The organism is Paenibacillus periandrae (genome assembly GCF_022458865.1).
Classification (GTDB): Bacteria; Bacillota; Bacilli; order Paenibacillales; family NBRC-103111; genus Paenibacillus_S; species Paenibacillus_S periandrae.
Genome location: NZ_JAJNMU010000023.1, coordinates 21,018 through 45,001, shown reverse-complemented (window position 1 = coordinate 45,001; position 23,984 = coordinate 21,018). Strand labels below are relative to the sequence as shown.

The window sequence follows — 23,984 nt, the reverse complement described above, 5'->3', positions numbered from 1 at the left end:
AAAGGAAAACCTATTACAAAAATATAACAATGCAAAGGAGACAAAAACATGTTAAACGAAACGTACAAATTATCAAATGGTGTAGAAATTCCAAAATTAGGTCTTGGCACCTGGCTGCTTGACGATGAACAGGCAGCACAGGCAGTGCGTGATGCGGTATCTATTGGGTATCGCCATATTGATACTGCTCAGGCTTATATGAATGAAGCTGGTGTAGGTGAAGGAATCCGATCCTGCGGTGTCACAAGAGAAGAACTTTTCATTACGACAAAGGTTGCTGCAGAAGCAAAGAACCATGATTCAGTTACGCAGTCTATTGATGAGTCTTTAGTAAAAATGGGACTGGATTACATTGACCTTCTGATTATCCATAGCCCACAGCCTTGGAAGGAGTTCCGTGAAGAAAACCGGTACTTCGAGGAAAACAAAGAAGTATGGAAAGCTATGGAGGATGCTTATAAGACAGGCAAAGTAAAGGCAATCGGTCTTTCTAACTTCCTTCAGGATGATATAGAGAATATACTTGCAAGCTGTAAGATCAAGCCTATGGTCAATCAGATCCTGGCACATGTGAGCAATACTCCTTTGGAGCTAATTGAATTCTGTCAAAAGAATGACATCCTGGTAGAGGCCTATTCACCAATTGCGCACGGTGCGATCCTTGATCATACAGAGGTTAAGGTAATCGCTGATAAGAATGGAGTATCTGTTGCTCAGCTTTGCTTACGTTATGATATCCAGCTTGGTCTTGTAGTCATTCCTAAGACGGCAAATCCAGATCATATGAGAATCAATGCAAAGCTTGATTTTATTATTAGCGATGCAGATATGGAGATTCTGAAAAATGTTGAGACCATCCAGAATTATGGTGAGCATGGATTCTTCCCAGTCTTTGGAGAGAAAAATAAAGTGAAATGACAGTCAGAGAAACTAATATTAATGATTATATTGGAGGATGCAGAATGGCAAAATATGAAGAAGTCAAAAATGGCGTGATTTTCCCCGTGGGAGAGAAGAATGAAGCATTTGCAAATTACTTTGTTGGACAAAGTTACCTAAAAACGTTGGTTGCCGATCCTAAAGTTAATGTTGGAGTTGGGAATGTGACCTTTGAACCAGGATGCAGAAATAACTGGCATATTCATTGGGATGGATTTCAACTTTTATTAGTAATTGGTGGCGAAGGTTGGTACCAAGAAGAAGGAAAACCCGCTCAATTCTTAAAAGCTGGTCATGTTATTGTCACTCACGATGGTGTAAAACACTGGCATGGTGCTGCAAAAGACAGCTGGTTTGAACACATTGCAATCACTGCTGGTAAACCGGAATGGTTGGAACCAGTAACAGAGGAGCATTACAACAATTTGAAATAATCGAATAAGTGGAGACGGCTAGCCCCAGTCATCTCACACCACCGTACATGGAAGTCGGTAGGGCATTATTTGTGTTTCGTAACATTTTCCATGCACCTCCGGTAGAATTTGCCAATACAAAGCAGGCCCAAGCTCGCAAATTCGGGTGCACACTCGTTTCAACTTTTTAGATAAGCACATACGGAGCCTACATCGAATCCACTGGCCGAATCTCTCACAATGCTTCTTTACGGAGTTCAGCTTCGCTGCATCAGATCGGCAAGTTCAAAGATCACAATATTGTTCCAGGCCGGCGGACTGCGATCACGACTAGCGCACATCAGAAAGCTTGGCAGGTGCCCATGCACGGGCACCTGTTCCTGTCTGACTTAGATTCCGAGACCGCCGACTATATTGATAGTCTCACCGGTGATGTAGCCCCCATGTGGTCCGGCGGGGGAACAGACGGCCTCTGGAGCAATTTAGATTTATTTAAAGATATTAAATAATGAAATGACCATAGGAAAGTGGGGAATCAAACTAATGGAGTATGTGAAACTTGGAAATACCGGTATGGATGTATCTCGAATTTGTCTTGGCTGTATGGGTTTTGGTGTGGTCGTGCCAGGGGGACATCAATGGGTACTCGATGAAACGAGCAGCCGTCGGATCATTAAACAAGCCTTGGAACTTGGTATTAATTTTTTTGATACAGCGAATGTTTATTCAGCCGGTACAAGCGAGGAGTTTACTGGGCGAGCATTGAAGGAATATGCAAATCGGGATGAAATTGTGCTCGCTACGAAGGTGAATGGGTGCATGCATGGAGGTCCAAACGGTTCCGGGCTTTCCAGAAAGGCAATCATGAGTGAGATTGACAAAAGCCTAAGACGTTTGGGAACAGATTACGTGGATCTGTACCAAATTCACCGCTGGGATTACAATACGCCCATCGAAGAGACAATGGAAGCCATGCATGATGTGGTTAAGGCCGGGAAGGCTCGATACATAGGCGCTTCTGCCATGTATGCATGGCAGTTTTTGAAGGCCCTGCATGTAGCCGAGAGCAATGGATGGACTCGGTTCGTATCGATGCAGAATCATTACAACCTCATCTACCGTGAAGAAGAGAGAGAGATGCTTCCGTTATGCAAGGCTGAAAATATTGGTGTGATTCCCTATAGCCCACTTGCAGGAGGTAGGCTGACTAAGGATCCGCAGGAAAAAACACATCGATCTGAAACCGATCAAATTGTGAAACAGAAATACGATTCGACTGCAGCTACCGATCGATTGATCATCGATCAGGTTGCGGCTATCGCAGAAAAATACGGCGTTTCGCGCGCCCATATCGCACTTGCCTGGCTGCTGCAGAAAGACCCGGTAACCGCTCCCATTGTCGGCGCGACGAAAATTTCGCACCTCGAGGATGCGGTAGCCGCTCATTCGATAAAACTGACACCAGAAGAAATTGTGTCGTTGGAAGAACCGTATGTACCTCACCGGATCGTTGGTCACCTGTAATGGCGTAAGAACATTCAACAGGCAGCAGAGAAGGAGCTATGAAGTTACGAGGAGGAAAGTCAACCTGCGCCCGAGGAGGAATGATTAATGGAACGCTTATGGACGAAACAATTTGTTTTCATGTCGATCGGAAACCTGTTCCTATTTGTCGCTTTTTACATGCTGTATCCGACGTTACCTCCGTTCATCAAACAGATGGGCGGAAGCGAATCACAAGTTGGTCTGGCGATGGGTGCATTTGCTTTGTCCGCCGTTATTTTTCGGCCTCTCGTCGGCGGGCTGCTGGAGCGGCTCGGCAGGCGGCCATTTATCGTCTGGGGGCTGCTTCTTTTTATCTTCGCAATGTATATGTATAACTGGGCTGGTGGAATTGTCGTTCTTATAGCTCTCCGAATCTTGCACGGGTTGAGCTGGGCGCTTTCCACCACCGCCATGATCACGTCGATTACGGATACGCTCCCGGCTGCCCGCCGCGGCGAAGGAGTGGGGTGGTTTAGCACGTCCACGACCCTTGCTATGGCGATCGGTCCGTTGTTCGGTATCTGGGTTACACAGAACCATTCGTACAGTGCTTTGTTTCTATTCGCTGTCGTCCTCTCTGCAGCAGCGCTGCTTCTGACGTTTGCTGCAAAAATTCCTTTTCGGCCGCAAAAGGGCGCAAGAAGAATCGAATTGTATGAAAAATCGGTCTTGCCACTTGCGGTGTCGGTCTTTTTTATGTTCATCGCTTATGGCGGCATTACCACCTTTGTTCCGCTGTTCGCAAGTTCGATCCAGGTCAATCCCGGCACATTCTTTCTGGCCTTTGCTGCAACGCTTGCGCTCAGCCGTCCCCTTTCAGGAAAACTTTCCGATCGCTACGGTGAGATGGTTGTTATTGTGCCTTCACTTGTTATTACGATTTGTGCATTGATTGTCCTGAGCCTCTCGACCGGATTGATCGGCGTCCTGGCATCGGCTGTTCTATATGGTATCGGCTTCGGTTCTGCGCAACCGGCTTTTCAATCGGCGACGATACTTCTGGCCCGTCCGGACCGCAAAGGCGTCGCCAACGCCACGATTTCGACTGCTAATGACCTTGGTATAGGACTGGGTGCTATCATGCTGGGCTGGGTCTCCCAGCACACAAGCTACCAGGTATTGTTCGCGGTCAGCGCCGGGTCGGTTGTAGTTTCCTTGCTTCTTTTCACTTATTTTGTGAAACGTTTGTTGAAAAATAAAGGAGAGTCTCTGAATGTGGACTCTCTTCCTATCGAATCGAGTTGACTGAAGATAAGTGATAAATATGAAACAAGGAGGAGCAGTCTGACTTAGGCAACTGCTCCTTAATTTTCACGAATTTAAGATCACTAGGATAGGTTCTTCTCTAACAGAATCCCCACCTGCTCATTCATGATATGAGGAGGATAAGGCATGCCATTTGTAAACCACCATTCTACGATCCCCACGTAAGCAGGCGCGAAAAATTGAAGAATCACATCTTCGTTTATACCATTCTTCTTTCCTTCCATCATGTCCCAACTATTCTTGATATCCTGGGCGACAAACTTAAGGAACCGACTCCGAAAGAAGGGGGCTCCTTTACTGGCTAGCATGACTGAAAAGAAGGCATAATTTCGTTCAAAGTACTCGAACCAGCTGATATTGCCCTCTACAGCATTCAGTTCAGATGCTGGTTCACAGATTTCTCGAAGTTTGTTGATATGTTCCTCAATGAGCTTATCCAATAAATCAAATTTATCTAGGTAATGAAGATAGAAGGTTTTCCGGCTAAGGTTTGCCCTGTCGGAAATATCTTGTATCGTAATGTTATCAAAATTTTTTTCAGACATCAGTTCAATAAGAGCTTTTATTATCGCTTCTTGAGATTTGAGTATTCTTCTATCCACCTTTGACATTATGATCATCACCAAACTTTCTTAAAAGTAATAACACAATATTAATTGATTTGTGTACTAATACACGAATCGCGGTCATTTAGGAATTGCAGCACATCCTAATTTCTACTTATAATTATACACAGATGTCACCTAATATACCAATGTGTATTTTTTGCAAGATCGCTGTAAATTTTTCCTATAATAACAGAAAGGGTGAATGATATGAAGAAGCGTTTTATAAGAGATTTAGAGGTTTCATCGATTGGTCTGGGTTGCATGGGGTTCAGTCACGGATACGGCAGTGGACCGGACAGAAGCGAGTCGATCCGACTCATCCGTCAGGCGTATGATATGGGTTGCACCTTCTTTGACACAGCTGAAGGATATGGTAATGGTTCCAATGAAGAACTAGTGGGGGAAGCTATAAAACCCATCCGGGACAAAATTATCCTTGCCACCAAGTTTAGAATTGTAAAAGATAGTGCTACTACTTTAAAAGAGACGACGATGCAGCAGATACGGACTCACGTGGAAGCTTCCTTGAAAAGACTCGGGACAGACCATATTGACCTGTATTATCAGCATCGAGTGAATAAGGATATTCCCGTGGAAGAAATAGCATTCAGTATGGGTGAACTTATCAAGGAAGGGAAAATTCTTGCCTGGGGACAGTCCCAAGCAACAGAGGAAGAAATTAGACGTGCCCATGCTGTGACGCCGATGACCGCCATTCAGAGTGAGTATTCCATCATGGAGCGAATGTTCGAAAAAGATGTTATCCCTGCCTGTGAAGAACTAGGTATCGGCTTTGTTCCGTTTTCGCCTCTAGCCAGTGGATTTTTATCTGGGAAAATCAGCAAAGATACCAAATATGAGGGGGACGATGTGAGAAGGGTCATCACTCGCTTTGATCGGGATAACATAATCGCAAATCAGCCGTTGCTGGATTTGATTACCCGGTTTGCAGAATCAAAGAATGCTACACCGGCACAGGTATCTCTGGCATGGATGCTACATAAAAAAGATTTTATCGTACCCATTCCCGGTTCACGAAAGCTAGAAAGCATTCAGGAAAATCTGGGGGCAGCCGAAGTAGAGCTTACGGAGGATGAGTACAATCAAATTGAGATAGAACTTGCAAACATTGAGATTCATGGCAACCGGACAGATGAAGACATTGCAAAGTTAAGAAAACTTTAGGGTAGGGTATTAGCATGTCAATCGTTATTTGGAGAGATATAATATGCAAAAGTGATGAATACGACGGATAACCATAGTTCAAGTCCAACTAAGACGAGACTGCCGACACGGATCGGCAGTCTCGCTCCGTTTGTGACCGTTTATTGAAGTAAACAACCCGGCTGATATTATAATCCATACGTTTGTGGGTGACATTTCCCTTTTGGCTGTAAATTGTTTAATAAAGTAAGTATCATACTGAAATCCAATGGAACGAGCAATTTCATCTAAGGTCATAGTCTGTATGAACGAGAAGATGCCCCGCAACCTTTATCCGATATGACAGTAGATATCCCATAGCTGAAATTGTGTCAGATGTATTTACCTTGCGTATGACAAAATTTATTGAATCCGCAATATATAGGTTTCCTGACGAGTCGACGGCAACTCCCATCGGTTGATTAAGAAGGGCGGATGCCGCCGGTCCGCCATCTCCACTATAGCCTTGTGTCCCTTGCCCGGCAAAATTTCTGATATAGTAATTCGGCGCAGTGTTACTGCCAACGGTTACTGCGTTTGCAGTAACTGCACTTATTGTTGAAAGATTGTTGCAAAAATCTAATTTGATCGATTAATTCAATAAAGAGATTGAGTTTCGTCAAATTCAATTGGAAACATTATCCAGTTCTCCAAACCTGACATCTCCAACGCATTAGTAGCATCAAACGGTAACTATGACTGCAAAAAATGAAAAGTAACCAACCCCAAACACGGCCCAAAGCTTGGGACTGTTATGGTAATAGGAACAAGGGCTTTATGCTTAAAATGAAATCAATCTCTATATTTTTACTTTTAATTTTCCTCGTCTTTTCTACCTTTGCTTGGAGTTCGTCCAAGAGTATCGCGTATGCAAGTTCATCTTGGAAATTAGTAGGGAATGCCGGCTTTTCAAAAGAATTTATTCCCAGTACTTCGATTGCGATTGCTCCTGATGGAACGCCATACGTAGCGTATCCGGAGTATTTTACAAATAAAGTTACTGTTATGAAGTTTAACAAGACGTTATCAAGCTGGGAGTTGGCAGGGAATGCAGCTTTGACTGGCTCGACTATGTACATTTCGCTTGCGATTGCACCGGATGGAACGCCGTATGTTGCCTATCAAGATCTCCTAATCGGAAAAGCAATGGTGATGAAGCTTAATGGGGCGCAATGGGAGCCAGTAGGAGGTGCAGGAGGCATCTCTACAGGCCTGGCTGATTCCATTTCGCTTGTGATAACTCCTGATGGAACGCCATACGTAGCGTATCAGGATGGAAACGGTTATAACGCAGTAACAGTTAAGAAGTTCGATGGTTTAAGTTGGCAGGCATTTGCAAAAACAGGATTCAACGAAAGTCTGTATGCATTTATATCGCTGGCGATTGCTCCTGATGGAACACCTTACGTAGCCTATCAGGATATAGAAAAAGATTATGAAGAATCAGTCATGAAGTTCAATGGGACAAGCTGGGAGTACGTGGGATCTGCAGGTTTTACAGGTACGTCTGCTGGCTTCCTATCGGTTAAGATTGCACGGGATGGAACACCGTACATTGCTTTTCGGAATGGTGGGGCTTGGCGGCAGGAGGAAGTGCGGCAACCGTCACGGCAACGGTATATCCGAGTAATGCGACCAATAAGAAAGTCACATGGAGCAGCAGCAATGCAAACGTCGCAACTGTTGATGCGAAGGGTGTGGTGACGCCAAAGACAGCGGGAACGGCAACGATAACCGTCACGACGGAAGACGGCGGCAAGACAGCAACAAGCCTGGTAACCGGGAAATCAGCCTCTCCTAGAGAGAGCGGAGGAGACGACGGAGGAGACCGCGGAGGCGGCGGGGGAAGCAGTGCACCTGCTACACCTGCCAACATGGTTGAAGTTTATGTGAACGGGAAAGTTGAACATGCAGGTATCGCCACCACAACCATAGTCAATGACCGATCCGTTACAACGGTTGCGGTTGATGCGAAGAAGCTGGACGACAGGCTGGCAGCGGAAGGTCAGCATGCGGTGATTACCATTCCGGTGAAGACGAGCTCTGCCGTTTTGATCGTAGAATTGACCGGACAGATGGTCAAGAACATGGAGCATAAGCAGGCGCTGGTCGTCATCCAAACAGAGCAAGCATCGTATACGCTGCCTGCACAACAGATTAACATCGATGCCATATCGGAGCAATTAGGCAAGAGCGTGAACCTGCAAGATATTAAAATAAGGATTGAGATTTCCAAATCTACAGAAGAAACTGCGCAACTCGTAGAAAACTCGGCAGCACAAGGACAATTTACGATCATTGCTCCAACGTACAATTTCACAGTTACTGGTGTATACGGGGATAAGACGATTGAAATTTCCAAGTTCAACGCTTATGTGGAACGAACCATTGCCATTCCTGCTGGGGTAGACCCGAATCGAATCACAACAGGCGTTGTCGTAGAAAAGGACGGAACCGTTTGTCATGTACCGACGGCAGTTAATAAGATTGACGGTACCTACTATGCCAAAATTAATAGTTTGACGAACAGCACGTATTCCGTGATCTGGCACCCTCTGGCATTTAATGATGTTGAGAACCACTGGGCGAGAAATGCTGTAAACGATATGGGCTCCCGCATGGTTATTAATGGTAAGGGCAAAGGCCTGTTTGCTCCTGATCAAGCGATTACGCGTGCGGAGTTTGCGGCGATTATGGTACGAGGATTAGGTATTCAACAGGGGGATGGCGCCGCGCGATTTACAGACGTAAAGTCATCAGACTGGTACAGCAGTGTGGTGCAAACTGCCTACGCGTATAATCTGATCAGCGGATTCGAAGATGGCACGTTCCGTCCGAATGACAGCATTACCCGGGAACAGGCCATGTCCATCATCGCAAGAGCGATGACGCTAACCGGACTTAAAGACAAATTTTCGTCTGCAGATACAGAGAAGCTGCTGATGTCATTCGCAGATGCGAAGCTGGTATCGGAGTGGGCGAAAAGCGGGATTGCGGATTGCTTGCAGGCAGGAGTTGTGGCAGGCAGAAACGGCGGCCGGTTGGCGCCGAATGATAACATCTCTCGGGCAGAGGTTGTAACTATTATTCAACGGCTTCTACAAAAATCCAAGTTAATTTAGTGATTGGAAAAGCACGGATTGACGCTTAAAATATCGAGCTAGAACCACTGAACTGCATTATGGGCTTGATCATGAGCAAACATTAACAAATATTTAACAAGAAACGGAGTGCCGCGAATTTGCGGGCTCCGTTTACTAGTAATAAATCTGAAATATTGCTACGAGAATATTCTTCTGGAGCAGGCGCTATGATATCAGGACAAGAGGTATCTCGTATCACAAGTGAAGTTACGGCGTTGGAGCTATTTGGAGGGTACGCAAGTCGATGCCCTGATGTGCTGTCCGTTAGCGTGGAGTACGATTCTATGGGAATCTCAAATTGATCGGAGATGGCAGGAGGATCCCCAATACTGGATCGAGCCGTAAGGAAGCGGAACTCCGTTCAATTATATGATCAACGAGGTGCGTGACTATATTTCGGATTGCTTCGCGAGCTGGCAGAGAGCTACGACTTTGATGGGTTGGAGCTCGACTTTCGGTCGGTTATTTGAACAAGTACGCCTGGATCAGGTTGTCTCTCCCCAGTATGCGTTCCCATCAGATCGGTTGCACCGTCTCTTTCTCTACCTTTCCGAGCTTCGATGCTACATGCTCTTCGCGTTCTACGCTATCCCTTTGCTGGCAGCCCTTTCGGTATTCTGCTCTCATCGCATCGACCCTCCTTCCAGTTTGTACTCGAAACTTACAATTGTTCAGCCCTTCCGCTAAAAGCTTTCGCGGCTAGAGCACTATGGCGTCGGCTGACTTCTCACAGCAAGCCTTACCTTTAACTAACAGTTCCTACTGCCAAGGCTGTAACGGACCTTCACCGCCTAGTTATCGTTCATGCCGAGCATACTGTCAGAACAGCCCCCAACCTGATCTCAATTGAGGGCTGTTCGTTATGTAATAACACTTATTTGAAGGTGATGAATGTACAGTTATTAGTAAACGAATGTGCCGAAAGTTAATATAAGGACTTGATAATTAAGTGGAGAACCATGAATAGAACTGCTGGATGAGAATAAGAACTATACAACAAATGAAAGTTAACATACGATGTGCATAGTTCTTCATTGTGGGGCTGCATCAACTGCTTTTGGTTCTAACTATTAAAGAGAGGTGAAGAGGTTTGCAACAAACTGCTTTAGGAGATAAGCATTTAACACAATTTCATTCTGTTAAAAAAGGGAAGATAAATACTGTCCTGACCCGTCTTAGACGAGACAAATATTTATATCTTCTCGCCGCACCTGGAATATTGTATTTTTTGATTTTTAAGTATATTCCCATTGGCGGAGTAATAATTGCTTTTCAGGAGTACTCGCCGTTTAAAGGAATCCTGCATAGTAAGTGGGTGGGCTTCGACAACTTCGAGAGGTTTTTCAGTAGCAGCGAATTCTTGAAATTATTAAGAAATACAATGGTCATTAGTGTTTTAAACTTAGTTTTTTTCTTCCCTGCGCCTATCATTCTTTCTTTGCTTCTCAATGAAGCAAGAAACAGCAAGTTCAAAAGAACAATCCAAAGCATCGTATATTTGCCACATTTCTTTTCCTGGGTGATCGTTGCGGGGATCACGTTCCTGTTGTTTTCCCAATCCGGAGGCATTGTAAATGGTGTAATTCACATGATGGGTTACTCTAAGATAGGCTTCTTAACGAATGAAAATTACTTTTGGGTGATGCTGACCCTGCAGTCCATATGGAAGGAAGCAGGCTGGGGCACCGTCATTTTTTTGGCAGCCATAGCCGGGGTCGATCCTGCGCTTTATGAAGCGGCTAAGATGGACGGGGCTAACCGACTCCAACAGATGAAGCATATCACAATGCCTGCCATACAAAATGTAATTATTACATTATTAATCCTAAGAATGGGCCATGTTCTGGATGTAGGCTTTGAGCAGGTTTATCTAATGATGAACAGTGCAGTGACGGATGTTGCCGATGTATTCGAAACCTACGTGTATAGGATGGGCATACAAAATGGTCAGTTTAGCTTCACTACAGCGGTGGGATTGTTTAAGTCTATTGTAGGACTTATATTGGTAATCGCAGCTAACAAATTGGCTAGGACATACGGCAAGGAAGGCCTATATTGAGGGGGTAGGGACATTGAACAATAAATTGAACATTAGATTAGCTGATACAGCCGTTGTATCCATACTTATTATTGCTGGAGTGGCGACGATCCTGCCATTCCTTTACATTCTGGTTATATCCTTTACCGACCCCTCTGAATACATCCGGACTGCCGGTCTCATCCTGATCCCGGAGAAATGGTCGCTAATTAATTATCAATACCTGCTGTCAACCAATACGTTTATTAGAGCGATGGGAAATAGCGCCTTTTTAGCTACAGTCGGCACTGTATTGAGTCTTGCTGTAACCTCAAGCTTTGCTTATGCCTTATCGAGGAAAAGATTGATGGGAAGAAAAGTCATGTTAATGCTTATTGTGATCGCGATGCTTTTTAACCCGGGTATCATCCCGCCGTATCTGCTTGTGAAGAACTTAGGGTTGATCAACAGCATGTGGGCACTAATCCTGCCGGTACTGACAACAGCTTATTATACATTTCTTATGAAAAGCTTTTACGATAACATTCCACCCGGCTTGGAAGAAGCGGCCAATATCGATGGATGCAACGATTTAGGAATTTGGATGAGAGTGATCCTGCCGATCTCTTTGCCCTCTCTGGCGGCCTTCGGTCTATTTTATGCCGTTGCTTATTGGAACATATTTTTTTCCGCGATTCTTTATTTGAACGATTTCAAAAAGTGGCCTTTACAAGTATTGCTGCAGCATATGCTTATCGATTCATCGACCAGCGTAGGCGGGGAATTAGCGCAACAAATTTCCTCCGAGCAAACCTTGCCTCAGGAAACTCTTAAAATGGCCGCAGTTATTGTGGCAACAGTACCTATTGTTATGGTGTATCCTTTCCTGCAGAAGCATTTCGCCAAAGGCGTCATGGTAGGTTCTGTAAAGGAATGAATATAAAAATTACAAATGGAGGTAAATGTATGAGCAAGAAAAATACAGTAATTAAAGGGTGTTCCTTGCAAGTCTCATTAGCTTTATTGTTGGCTGCATGCGGAGGAGGCGGGGGAGAACAAGCAAATTCAGTGGAACAAGAGGGGGGAAAACAGGGGAAACCAACTCAAATCAGCATATTGTCGTCCTTTTATTCGCAAGAACCACCCTCAGAAGACAACCCAATAATAAAAGAAATCGAAAAACGGACGAATACCAAGCTGAACATTGCCTGGACATCATCCAACAACTATACGGATAAATTAAATGTGACGTTGGCCTCCGGTGAGCTGCCGGATTTAATCTTGACAACCGACCCGCTCAATTCATCGGTTATTAAGGGGATGGCTGCTCAAGGAGCCTTTTGGGACCTGACCAATTTGTATAAAAATTATCCGAATTTAGCAAAGTTTCCTGAAGAAACCTGGAAAAACCTGGCCTACGCGGATGGACATAACTATGGTATACCCCGGGTAAGACCGGTCTATGGCCAGAACGGGATAAGCATCCGCAGAGATTGGCTTGATAAACTGGGCTTAAAAATGCCGACCAACATGGATGAACTCTACGAAGCGATGAAGGCATTTACCAATAACGACCCCGACGGAAACGGGAAAAATGATACGTATGGAGTCATTTTAAATATAAGAACTTTCGAGAACGTTTTTAATAAAACTATAGGCGACTGGAAAGTGCAGGATGGAAAGCTGGTTCCTACTATTTACTTATCAACAGAAAAAGACGCGCTTATGTACGCCAATAAATTGTATAAAGAAAAGCTGATTCCCGAAGATTTCCTGATGCTTAAACCGAGTCAAATCTTGGATATGTTAAAGGCAGGGAAGGCAGGTGTCGCCACACAAGCCATAGATCAGGTTTGGAATATAACAGCCGAGCTTAGAAAGCAAAAGCCTGACGCTTATATGGAGCCGATTGTTTCATTAAACGGAGTGAGCGAGACAGAAATCGGCTCTTTTGGAATGTTTCTGATTCCCAAGACCGTTCCTGAAGCGAAGTTGAAGAAAATTATGGAGTTCATGGATTACGGGGCTTCCGCTGAAGGATCGGATCTTGCGAATTTCGGCTTTAAAGACGTTCATTACGTTGAAAAAGACGGCTTTAAAATCCCTACGGAACAGGCTGTAAAGGACAATGTATCCCAACAAGCGTTTGGTCAAATTTTCCTTAGCTACAACAAATATCTAAAAGCGTATGTTCCGGGAATTCCGAAGGAGTACTATGACCGACATGTAAAAATAATGGATGAGCGGGCAAAAAGTGCGGTCAATGATCCGTCGGTCGGTGTGGATTCCGAGGCCTGGATTAAGTTCTGGCCGGAATACAACAAAAAAATTACCGATATGAAGCTACAAGTGGTTATGGGCAAGGAACCGATGGAAAAATGGGATGCGTTTGTCAACCAGTTAAAAACGGAACCGAATTTTACTAAAATTGTTCAGGAGATGTCAGAGTCATACGTAAAGAGAAATTCAACCAAATAATAATGCTGCCCGCCTTTATTCAATACATTCGAGCATTCGTTTAATCCGAGGAGGAGCTAGAAATGACTATTCATAAAAAAGTAAAAATAGCCGTGGTTGGAGTAGGGGCAATGGGATCGGGCCATATCAAATATATACGGCAGCTGCAGACGGCCGGAAAGGTCGAGATTGTCGGTGTTTGTGATGTAATTAAGGACAGAGCTGATAAATTTGCCGAGGAGCTGCAAATACCGGCTTATTATAGCCACACAGAACTTCTCAATCAACCGGGTCTTGAAGCTATTACGGTGGCGACACCCCATTATGATCATCCTTCGATTGCTATCGATGCATTTAACAGAGGTATTCACGTGCTTTGCGAGAAACCTATCGCTGTGCATTTAAACGATGCGAAGAACATGATAGCTGCCTATGAAAGCGCTAAAGAAACTTACCCTGAGCTTGTTTTTGCCATAATGTTTCAGGAAAGAACGTATCCGTTTCATAAGAAGTTAAAGGAAATTGTCCAAAGTGGAAAGCTCGGCAAGCTGATTCGTGTTACTTGGATCAATACGCAGTGGTTTCGCCCGCAGTTTTATTACGATAGCGGCGACTGGCGGGCGACCTGGGCCGGAGAAGGCGGGGGAATTCTCACCAACCAATGTCCACATAATATGGATCTTTATCAGTGGTTATTCGGAATGCCAGCGAAGATCAGCGGCTTTGTTAACATCGGGAAATATCACAATATTGAAGTCGAAGACGAAGTGACAGCCTACTTTGAACATGAGAATGGAATGATTGGACATTTTATTGCAACCACCGCTGAGACGCCCGGAACAAACCGCTTTGAAATTGTAGGAGAACACGGCAAGCTGGTTTATGAGAATGAAAAGATTGTCATGTATCAAAATCAGATGTCCGTATTTGATTTTATTCTGGAATCGAAAAGTAAATTCGGTAATGTTGAGAGCTGGTATACAGAAATTCCTGTAGATATCACTAAGCCTAAAGGGCATCTCGTTGTTATCGAAGAGTTTATTAACGCTATTCAAAATGGAGGTGGCGACTTAGTAGCTCACGGTACAGAAGGGATCAACGGGTTGACCTTAGCCAACGCCATTATGCAATCTTCATTCACTGAAAGTAAGATTGTATTGCCCATGGACGCCGATGCTTATGAAAACAGGCTTAAGGAATTGATACATACATCGAAGTATGTTAAACCGCCAATCATGCAGCTGTAGAAGAAGATATGAAAACTATCTTTTCTAATAGGATAGAGGATTGACAAATCATAGCGTTCAGAACCCTGCGGATTGCAAATCACTTACGATCCGTAGGGTTTTTAGTTATTCCCGGTCAAAAACAAACTTGACGATAGGCATACGGAGGAATACCCTTAGATTAAGAAGATAAGTTTCTAAGTAGCGGCTTCAATAAGATTCATCGACGACAAGGGGGGTTGACAATGCTTCGTCATCTGCTACCGCAGCAATTGCATTTACGCATGTTTTTATATATGGCCTTAGCATTCACTGTGACCATTTATATATTTTCCTATATTTTAACTAGGCAATTGACTAATAATGCAGTAACTGAAATTGACCGCCTGACTCTGCAGCGAATTGCGCAAGTTAAGGACAACACCGATTACACGCTGCGGAAACTTAAATTATATTCCGTCCGTATTTTTCGAGATCAGAATGTAAACAGTTGGATGACCGCTTCGGAAGTCGACTATTGGGTTTTTAAGCCAATGGAATTGAGTTTGACGGATTACTTGGGTATTGAGCCGTTTATTCAGTCCGTATACGTGATTAATCCCAACATTAACCGTATTTACGCTTCGGATAAAGGCCTGACTCATTTAACTGACGAGGAGAACAAGGAAATTCTTGAACAAGCTCGATCGGAAAAGAGTCAAAAACTAAACCTGCGAAATTACGAGATTCAGGGCAAAAGCTATTTGTTACTGGTTGTGCGAGATGTAATTGATAGAGGGGAGAACAACAGTAAATTGGCGGTGCTGCTGGATAAGGAAAAGCTCCAGCAGTACATCCTGCAAATGAATAAGCAAATCGCGAATGATGTGTTCATACTGAACGAGGAAGGGGAATTGATGCTGGGGAATATTTCGGATAAAATGCTCAAGCAGGTAAGAACATTCAGTTTAGACGGTAACTTAGGGAAAACTCATTTTTCGGTTGATGGCAAGGAGTGGTCATTACGTTATCAGACGCTTAGTACTTCAGGTTGGAAGATCTTTCATCTAACCTCGCTTGAAACGCTAAACCAAAGTATTTCCGTCACCAGATGGACGATTTTACTTTGCTTCAGTCTGCTTGTTCTGATTATCTGGATGTTACTTTATTGGTATTCCAGAACCAATATACGCCCTATAGGCACTATGCTGCAAGCTATTCAAGCGCGTATCGGTCAGCCCTATGTCCCTTCCAACACAGTGGAAACCACAGTGAGCATTACTACCGGTATCGAATCGCTTATTAACAAAGTGGAGCAGATGGATCGTTCTATCAAAGATAGTAAATCATTAATCAAGGAGGAGCGGCTGCGTCAATGGATACTAAGCGGCTCGCTTTCGGAAGGTTATAGAAAAGAATGGCTTCAAGAAATACCGGTGCTTGCCGCGGTTTCGATCCGACTAGCGGTTTTAAGGATCCGGTTTTATGCTGCATTCTGTGATAAGTATGATTTTCCCTCAAGAAAGCTAATGAAGTACGCGATGGGCAATATAGCTAATGAGGTCATGAGACAATATGGCATAGCCGGAGAAGCAATCGATATTGGAATCGATCACACTGTTCTGATATTCCCTGACACGAAGAAGAAAGAAAAAATCGATGCCATGCTTCAAGAGATCAAATCAAATATTGACCAATGGCTGCATATCGGAGTTGTTGCAGCGGTTAGCGATCCGATGGCTTCGGATGAAGCACTGCTCCAGAGCTATGAATTGGTTATGGAGGCATCCATGCTTAATTTTATTGATGGCAATGACCGTGTATATTCGGAGAGTGATTTAAAGCAGTTTGAGGATAGACCTAATTATCTTGATGAGGATGTGATAAAAGAACTCGTTGCTTCTGTGCGTATCGGTAATTTGCTAGCTGTTAAAGGATATTTGGATCAGTTGGCTGGGGATATGAAGGGAATGACTTATTCGGAATGCAAAATGCAGCTTATACATTTAATATATGAGTTGATGAAAAATTTTAAAAAGTTAAATACTGTAAAAGGAATGGAAGGAATTGAGCATACACTAAATCGATTCCATCATTTAAATGAAGCATTCCTTTGGATTGAAACGTTCCTGCATCAAATTGTTAACGATTTAAAGCAGCGGTCAACTAATAACCGAAAAGAAGAAATTGTTACAGAAGCCGTTCATTATATTCGAAATAATCTACATAACCCCGTACTGAGTGTGGATTCCATAGCCGATCATACATCGGTCTCAGTCAGTTATCTTCGGGCCGTGTTTAGGGAATGGATGGATTGCCCAATATCGGACTTTATTTCAAATCAGCGTTTGGACCGTGTAAAAGAGCTTCTTTTAAGTACCGACTTAACTGTAGCGGAAGTTGCAGAACAGGCTGGTTTCCAAACAAAAAGCCACTTCTTCACAACGTTCAAGAAGGTATTTGGAACGACTCCTATCCAATTTAGACAGCAGCAAAAAATAAAGTAAGTGATGCCAAAATAATATGAAACTGTAAATATTCCTCTAGAGGCTATATTTGGCCTTAGACTAAAACAGGGACGCCTCGTATGAGTGGTGGTACTATTTCAGAGCTAAAGAAGAGAAGGGCCCCAACGGCCCTTCTTAAGATCTGTCAAGAAAATGGTGACTTGGAGCTTCTGCGGGCATTGCTTTTGGCGAGTGGGCCAGACCCCGTTTCATCTACAGAACCTCATCAAGTTTCATCGGGCTGCGCGTCGTTTCATTCACTGGGTCGCTTATTGTTCTAGTAATTCATGAAGCCATTTCAAGTTTAATTCATGGTGTGCCCTTACATTTTTCATCATGGATTTTGCGTTATCGTAGATAATATTTTTTTGGAGTTTAGCACGTAATCAGAACATATTGATTTGCAAAGAAACAATGTTGTCATTAAAAAAGCTAAAGTAATGTTATCAATTTGAATGGAATAATTCGCCATTAAAGCAACGAAATAATCAGCAATTATACTTAATTCTCCAGATGCTAATGAGAAAAAGACTAGGGCTTTAAGATAACCTTGATGCAACTGTCTTCGTGTCCATTAAAGATCTGGTAAGCATGGCCAGCATCGTTCAGAGGCAAACGGTGAGTAATAATCTCTTTCGGATCAAACTCACCGTTCATGATTTTAGTGAAAAGCTCCGGCATATAGTGAATTACGGGAGCCTGCCCCATCTTAAGTGTAATATTTCTTGAGAAAAATGCCCCAAGCGGAAACATATTATAATTACCGCCATAAACACCTGTGAGTTGGACGGTTCCACATTTGCGAACTGCTTTGGTGGAAATCTGGATCGGTCCAAGAGTCCCGCCCTGTAGCTTCAATTTCTGCTCAATGAACTCAAGGGGCGATTTTTTTCCATCCATTCCTACACAGTCGATTACGATCTCTGCACCACCGTGCGTGATTTCTTTCAAATGTTCGCCCATATCGTCCTGCTTCGTAAAGTCAAACGTTTCCACATTATTGATGCTTATTGCATGTTGCAGCCTGTATTGCAAATAGTCGACGGCTATAACGCGTTTAGCACCTTTCATCCAAGCAAATTTCTGAGCCATCAGCCCGACAGGACCGCAGCCAAGCACAATAACCGTATCTCCTTCTTTTACACCGGAGTTTTCCACACTCCAATAGGCTGTAGGTAGGACATCCGATAAGAACAGCAGCGATTCATCTTCTAATTCGCAGGATGGGGGAATAACAAAAGGTGTAAAATTCCCGAATGGTACTCTTAGATATTCCGCCTGCCCACCAGGGAAATCTCCATATTTCTCCGAATAGCCGAAATATCCCCCCGAATCGTAATGCGGATTGCTGTTATCACACTGGCTTTCCAGGTCGTGTGTACAGTAATGACATTGACCGCAAGAAACGTTAAAAGGAATAACGACTCGATCTCCTTTTTTGACACGTATCACCTCAGGTCCTACTTCTTCTACGATACCCATCGGCTCGTGCCCGATGATATAACCTTCGGGTAGAGGGAAATTCCCCTTATATAAATGCAAATCAGAACCACAGATGGCAGTACTAGTAATTCGTATTATTATGTAGAAAATAATCATCATATATTCTAGTTATAGCCATTAAGCCGAATTGGACATAATAACGAGGAATTAAAAAGACAAGTAAATGTGGGGGTCTCAAAATTGGAAGAATTTCGGTTCAATAATATGGATGATACATGGGCAGATAGTTACATACCGATGACTTCCGTTAGAAGTGGCATGGGAGAAGAGGTTAGCACAGATTTATTCTGCTACACCATTCAGATCGTAAATATTATTTTGGTGGGCACTAGGGAAGAGTGGGTTCTAGTCGACACGGGTATGCCGCAATCAGCTGAACGTATTATGGAAGTGGTAGAAAAACGTTTTGGGGAAAATAATACACCAAAGGCAATCATTCTAACACACGGACACTTCGATCACGTTGGCGCTGTTGTTGATCTTGTTAAAGCTTGGAACGTGCCCGTATATGCCCATGAGCTAGAAATGCCTTATTTAACGGGGCAGGCGAGCTATCCAGAAGCTGACGGTTCCGTCGAAGGCGGAATAGTGGCAAAGCTATCACCCTGGTTTCCAAATGAACTAATCAATTTGGGAAACCATATCCGGGCCTTGCCCTCCGATGGAAGTATCCCTGGAATGTCTGGATGGCGTTGGATTCATACGCCGGGTCATTCACCCGGTCATATCTCGCTATTTCGAGATGAGGATAGGTTCCTCATTGCAGGAGATGCTTTCGTAACGGTAGAGCAGGACTCACTTTACAAGGTTTTGACACAAAAGAAACAGTTAACTGGTCCGCCAGTTTACTTTACAACCGATTGGCAGGAGGCGTGGCAATCCGTTAGAAAGCTAGAGGCTTTAAAGCCAAGTTCATCCATTACTGGTCATGGAGTGCCCTTGTACGGTGAAGAATTAGCAAGCGGTTTATCATTGTTGGCAGCCGAATTCGTACAAATGGCCGTTCCCGAGTATGGTCGTTATGTGGATACAATCAAACAAGCTGCAAATGACAAGGCCAACTCAAAGAAACCCCATTAGGGTAACTTCATTAGAGGGTGCACTAATTTTGCCGATAAACCGGTTAAGCTTAGCCATCCCAAAAGTGACAGAGGAAAAGTGCTGAACAGGTTGGTTTAGGCATTCTGCCAGTGCAATTTGAAGATAGCCAAGTAATTTATGTTGGAAGTCAACATCATTATTACATTTCCTATAAATGCCAAGAACCTTATTACATTCCCGACGGAGTATACATAATGAATAGTGAATTATCCGAAGTCACGTACAAAAAAGCTATCAGAACTATAGGAACTGACTTTGGCAATTTGCAGTTGAAGAGCGATTCTGCAAGTTGGCTCTGTGCGCGGGTTTTCTGGTGTGAAGTCCGACTACACATTTAATTGGGATAAAGGTTCCCAGAATCGTGATGTCACCTGGTGGATACGCAGACCGGCGCGAATAATGTGTAGATTTATGGCCGCGGCACCATTGAGTGAAACGGAAAATATGCAGTGAGCCAGAATTTTGCCAGCAATATTATCGTTCCGATAGGCACTACCAACTTCACCTTCGACGGGCCGTTATTACGAGAATCAGCTCTTGAGCTGTGATCCCGGCGATGTCCAACGTTTTAGCTTTTAAAAACATGAAAATATTCAACCGCTTTGATATGGGTGAGAACGACGGTATTGACGTAAACGAATCGCAGAATGTATGGGTCCAATATAGCATCGGTTTCGATGATCCGTTTATGACGAAAACATCGGATCAGGCGACCGATATTAGTCACAATCACAATTTCTGAGCCCGGTGCACGCAATTAATATTCCCGATAGCCCATAATGTTTTACTTATTGCTCATTAGACGTATACTTAAGCTATTAACGTATTAGGAGGTCTATTTTCGATGAGCTATGAATCTTATTTTCAAAGCAAGAGAGAACAGCATTTAGATGAACTGAAGCAATTTCTAGCCATACCGAGCATATCTGCCTTGTCCACTCATAAGAATGACGTCAATGAAGCTGCCCAATGGGTTGCTGCTACTTTGAAGAAGGCGGGTCTTGAGAACGTAGAGGTACATCCAACAGCAGGACATCCTATCGTATATGCTGATTATATTCATGCGCCAGGCCAACCAACAGTCCTCGTCTATGGCCATTATGATGTGCAGCCCGTCGACCCGCTAAATCTTTGGGAGACTCCTCCATTCGAGCCGACTATCCGCAACGACAAGTTATATGCACGTGGTGCAACTGATGATAAAGGGCAACTCTTCCTGCATTTGAAAGCAACCGAGGCGCTTCTTAGTCAAGAACACGGACTCCCAGTGAACATGAAGTTTTGTATTGAAGGAGAAGAGGAAATCTCCAGTCCTAACCTGCCTGCCTTCATGGAAGCCAATGCGGACAAGCTGGTTACAGACGTTGTTCTTATATCTGATACTTCTCTCCTTGCCAAAGGAAAGCCTGCTATCTCCACGGGCCTGCGGGGATTATGCTCACTGGAAGTGGCGATAAATACAGCCAATACGGATCTGCATTCCGGTTCATTCGGCGGGGGTGTGCCTAATGCGCTTCACGCTCTGATTTCTCTGCTGGCTACTTTGCATGATGACCAAGGGCGAGTTGCAATAGAGGGCTTCTACGAAGGCGTTCCAGAGCTTTCCGCAGTAATGCGGGAGGAATTTAAGAAGCAAAATCATAACGAAGAAGAATTGAGAGCTAAACTCGGACTCGAAGCATTGTACGGGGAAGAAGGCTATTCTTTTGTGGAGCGAATTGGTGCGAGGCCGACTCTTGAGCTGAATGGCGTGTATGGCGGTTTTCAAGGCGAGGGTACCAAAACAGTCATTCCGAAGGAAGCACATGCCAAGATCACCTGCCGTCTTGTCGGTGACCAGGATCCATCCCAAGTGCTGGATCGCATTGTTACTCATTTGGAGTCACATATTCCAGTAGGAGCGAAGCTTGTTGTGAAGCGCGGTGAAAAAGCTCGTGCCTTCAACATGGACCCGTCCATCCCAGTGCTGAAAAAGGCAGCTGACGCCTATGAGGAAGTGTATGGCACACGTGCTCTGTTCACTAAGGATGGCGGATCAATTCCGATTGTTGAGACGTTCTCTCGTGTATTAGAGGCTCCCGTCGTTATGATGGGTTTTGGCCTGCCTGATGAGAATCTACATGCACCTAATGAGCATTTTAATCTGGAGAACTTCGACAAGGGATTGTTAACGATTGTTTCTTTTTTGAAACGGCTTTAAACTGATACATTATCTGTTCACATTTTTCCGTCGGAAAATCTTGACGCAGACTCCGGATTGCTTTCGGCAGCTTCAGCACGATCTCAATACGGTAGAAGGCTCCTATGATATTCTCAACAAAGTTGTTACTAAACCTTTGTCATTTAAGTTGATGTAAGTCAAAGGGCCCTCGTTGTCTTCACCGAAGGCTCTTTGTTTAACCATTTTATTCGAATTTTAGCTTGTACAGATCCTTGGAGCTAATAATTTTATCTTTGTTTTCGGAATACCACTTCGCATAAAATTCGTCGATTTGCTTGCCGCCGGTTTTCTCCCACAATGATTGAGCTTCTTTCAGTGCTTGATCCGGCGTATATTTGTCTCCGCTGACAATTGACTTTTTCCACATTTCTTCCATGGTTTCCGTATTTTTTAAGTTAACTTGCATTTCATTTGGAAGCACTGGAAGGATGGCACCGTCGAACTCTCTGGCAAATGCACGCTCCGGATTGAGATAAGCTTTCTCCGATTGCTTTATGATATTGAAAAATTCCTTTTCCTGAGGAACGTCCAGGTTCATTTTCACTTCGTAAATCTCGCATTTACCCATTAAGGCAAAGGAGCTTAACATGGCCAAGTCATTGGTCTGAGGCATTTCCTTCTTGATTTTTTCCTTGTCTGTCGGTTCAGGACAGCCGGATGAATCCATCTTGAAATGTTCGCCTTCAATTCCGTTTTTAAATGCTTGCATAGTAGGTTGAGTGACTAGAAAGTCTACATATTTCATAACCGAAATTGGATCTTTGGCGCTTACATTAATCGCCGCTGTCATTTGTACTGGGAACTTGTAGCCTGGGTTGAATTGGCCATAGGGACCCTTCGGCAGCTCTATGGGAGCGATTTGCGCATCAGGGAAATTCTTTTTCAGAGCTTGATACGTCTGGAATTGCATCGGTTGGTCGACTCCGCTGCTTGTAGCAAAGATTCCGAGCTTACCGGTGATCCAATCCTGTTTTGCCTTTTCGCCGTTCTTGTCCGTTAAATAATCTTTATCGACGATGCCCGCTTCAAACAATTTCTTTTTGAAAGAGGTTGCTTCCTTTGCTTGCTCCCATGCTCTAACCATGTTGCCGTTTTGTACAAAGTATCCTGTATTTTGGAACATGGAATTAATTATGCCATCCGCTGTGAAACTTAAATTGATGCCATAAGTGTCCTGCATTCCGTTACCGTCAGGGTCTTGTTCTCTGAATGCTTTGGCTACCTTGAACAAATCGTCCGTTGTGGCAGGGACTGGAAGATTCAGCTTTTTCAACCAATCCATTCGGATAAACAGGAGATCATTGGTCTTCAGTCCCTGCAGCCGGCCGAACAGATAGTTTTTACCGTCCGCTTTTTGGCCGAGCTGCTTTAAGACGGGGTACTGCGTGATCAATTTCTTGTACTCTGTACTATGTTTCTCAATAAGATCATCAAGCGGCATAAGCGACTTCTGGGTATACAGCTGGTTCAGATACGCATTGTCGTATTCAAACATAATATCAGGAGCGCCGCCGGAAGCAAACAATGTATTGTATTTTTGCTTCGATTCCCAACGGGGGATGCTGATAAATTTCACATCGACCGGTCCCTTTTCATTGATCCAACGGGTCCAACGGTTGTTGTCAATCGTTCCTTCTTCCGCCGGCAGGTTGCCGCGATCATAAATTGAGGAAGTGATAGCCCCCCGTTTTTCTTTCTTTAGATTTGCCTCCCCTTGCTTAGGTTCGTTTGCACACGCTGTTATTAGAGTGCCGAGAGCCAATACGCAAGAGAGTAATGCAACATATGATTTCGTAGATCGGTTCGTTTTCATGTTGATTTGCTCCTTTTCTTTTTTTATTAGCGATAAATATCCA

18 protein-coding genes and 1 pseudogene are annotated in these 23,984 nt (G+C 43.9%); 14 read left to right on the top strand and 5 right to left on the bottom strand.

Annotated elements, in window-relative coordinates; translation table 11 throughout:
* Positions 1–48: 48 nt before the first annotated feature.
* From LRL21_RS32585 to LRL21_RS32570, 4 genes are all read left to right on the top strand, one after another.
* Entirely contained in the window at positions 49–918 is an 870-nt protein-coding gene (locus tag LRL21_RS32585; RefSeq protein WP_240419969.1) for an aldo/keto reductase, read from the top strand.
* A gap of 44 nt (positions 919–962) precedes the next feature.
* A complete protein-coding gene (locus LRL21_RS32580) occupies positions 963–1,373 on the top strand; it encodes a cupin domain-containing protein (protein ID WP_240419968.1) in 411 nt (136 codons plus the stop codon).
* 522 nt (positions 1,374–1,895) lie between these two features.
* On the top strand, positions 1,896–2,876 hold the full coding sequence (locus tag LRL21_RS32575; protein WP_240419967.1) for an aldo/keto reductase: 981 nt from the start codon (positions 1,896–1,898) through the stop codon (positions 2,874–2,876).
* Positions 2,877–2,963: 87 nt separating this feature from the next.
* Positions 2,964–4,142 carry an MFS transporter gene (locus LRL21_RS32570; RefSeq protein WP_240419966.1) on the top strand — a complete coding sequence of 393 codons (1,179 nt, stop codon included), beginning with the start codon at positions 2,964–2,966 and terminating at the stop codon, positions 4,140–4,142.
* Between the two features lie 83 nt (positions 4,143–4,225).
* Here LRL21_RS32570 and LRL21_RS32565 read toward each other — a convergent pair whose 3' ends face one another.
* Positions 4,226–4,774, bottom strand: coding sequence for a TetR/AcrR family transcriptional regulator (locus LRL21_RS32565; protein ID WP_240419964.1), 549 nt, complete (start codon positions 4,772–4,774; stop codon positions 4,226–4,228).
* A gap of 204 nt (positions 4,775–4,978) precedes the next feature.
* Here LRL21_RS32565 and LRL21_RS32560 point away from each other — a divergent pair, with 204 nt between their 5' ends.
* A complete protein-coding gene (locus tag LRL21_RS32560; protein WP_240419963.1) occupies positions 4,979–5,956 on the top strand; it encodes an aldo/keto reductase in 978 nt (325 codons plus the stop codon).
* Positions 5,957–6,218: 262 nt separating this feature from the next.
* On the opposite strand, the gene LRL21_RS32555 is transcribed toward LRL21_RS32560, so the two are convergent.
* Positions 6,219–6,470 (bottom strand): NHL domain-containing protein, encoded by a 252-nt coding sequence (locus tag LRL21_RS32555; protein WP_338044714.1) that lies wholly within the window; start codon positions 6,468–6,470, stop codon positions 6,219–6,221.
* Positions 6,471–6,726: 256 nt separating this feature from the next.
* Positions 6,727–7,053, bottom strand: coding sequence for a hypothetical protein (locus LRL21_RS32550; protein ID WP_240419960.1), 327 nt, complete (start codon positions 7,051–7,053; stop codon positions 6,727–6,729).
* Between the two features lie 498 nt (positions 7,054–7,551).
* Here LRL21_RS32550 and LRL21_RS32545 point away from each other — a divergent pair, with 498 nt between their 5' ends.
* From LRL21_RS32545 to LRL21_RS32520, 6 genes are all read left to right on the top strand, one after another.
* Entirely contained in the window at positions 7,552–9,096 is a 1,545-nt protein-coding gene (locus tag LRL21_RS32545) for an S-layer homology domain-containing protein (protein WP_240419958.1), read from the top strand.
* A gap of 1,174 nt (positions 9,097–10,270) precedes the next feature.
* Positions 10,271–11,176 (top strand): ABC transporter permease, encoded by a 906-nt coding sequence (locus LRL21_RS32540; RefSeq protein ID WP_240420090.1) that lies wholly within the window; start codon positions 10,271–10,273, stop codon positions 11,174–11,176.
* Positions 11,177–11,189: 13 nt separating this feature from the next.
* The gene (locus tag LRL21_RS32535) at positions 11,190–12,071 is read left to right on the top strand and encodes a carbohydrate ABC transporter permease (protein WP_240419957.1); all 882 of its coding nucleotides are present in this window, start codon (positions 11,190–11,192) and stop codon (positions 12,069–12,071) included.
* A gap of 29 nt (positions 12,072–12,100) precedes the next feature.
* Complete coding sequence (locus LRL21_RS32530) at positions 12,101–13,612, top strand: extracellular solute-binding protein (protein ID WP_240419956.1); 1,512 nt, start codon at positions 12,101–12,103, stop codon at positions 13,610–13,612.
* A gap of 62 nt (positions 13,613–13,674) precedes the next feature.
* On the top strand, positions 13,675–14,838 hold the full coding sequence (locus tag LRL21_RS32525) for a Gfo/Idh/MocA family protein (protein ID WP_240419955.1): 1,164 nt from the start codon (positions 13,675–13,677) through the stop codon (positions 14,836–14,838).
* 224 nt (positions 14,839–15,062) lie between these two features.
* Positions 15,063–17,303, top strand: coding sequence for an AraC family transcriptional regulator (locus LRL21_RS32520; RefSeq protein ID WP_240419954.1), 2,241 nt, complete (start codon positions 15,063–15,065; stop codon positions 17,301–17,303).
* 531 nt (positions 17,304–17,834) lie between these two features.
* Here the strand turns inward: LRL21_RS32520 and LRL21_RS32515 are convergent.
* Positions 17,835–18,887 (bottom strand): annotated as a pseudogene (locus LRL21_RS32515) (zinc-dependent alcohol dehydrogenase); the annotation flags it as partial.
* 123 nt (positions 18,888–19,010) lie between these two features.
* Here LRL21_RS32515 and LRL21_RS32510 point away from each other — a divergent pair.
* From LRL21_RS32510 to LRL21_RS32500, 3 genes are all read left to right on the top strand, one after another.
* Positions 19,011–19,886, top strand: a complete 876-nt coding sequence (locus LRL21_RS32510) for an MBL fold metallo-hydrolase (protein WP_420832520.1) — start codon at positions 19,011–19,013, stop codon at positions 19,884–19,886.
* Positions 19,887–20,490: 604 nt separating this feature from the next.
* Positions 20,491–20,649: a hypothetical protein gene (locus LRL21_RS32505; protein ID WP_240419952.1), complete on the top strand. Its 159-nt coding sequence runs from the start codon at positions 20,491–20,493 to the stop codon at positions 20,647–20,649.
* 102 nt (positions 20,650–20,751) lie between these two features.
* A complete protein-coding gene (locus LRL21_RS32500) occupies positions 20,752–22,107 on the top strand; it encodes a dipeptidase (RefSeq protein WP_240419951.1) in 1,356 nt (451 codons plus the stop codon).
* A gap of 205 nt (positions 22,108–22,312) precedes the next feature.
* On the opposite strand, the gene LRL21_RS32495 is transcribed toward LRL21_RS32500, so the two are convergent.
* A complete protein-coding gene (locus LRL21_RS32495; protein WP_240419950.1) occupies positions 22,313–23,941 on the bottom strand; it encodes an extracellular solute-binding protein in 1,629 nt (542 codons plus the stop codon).
* Positions 23,942–23,984: the final 43 nt, after the last annotated feature.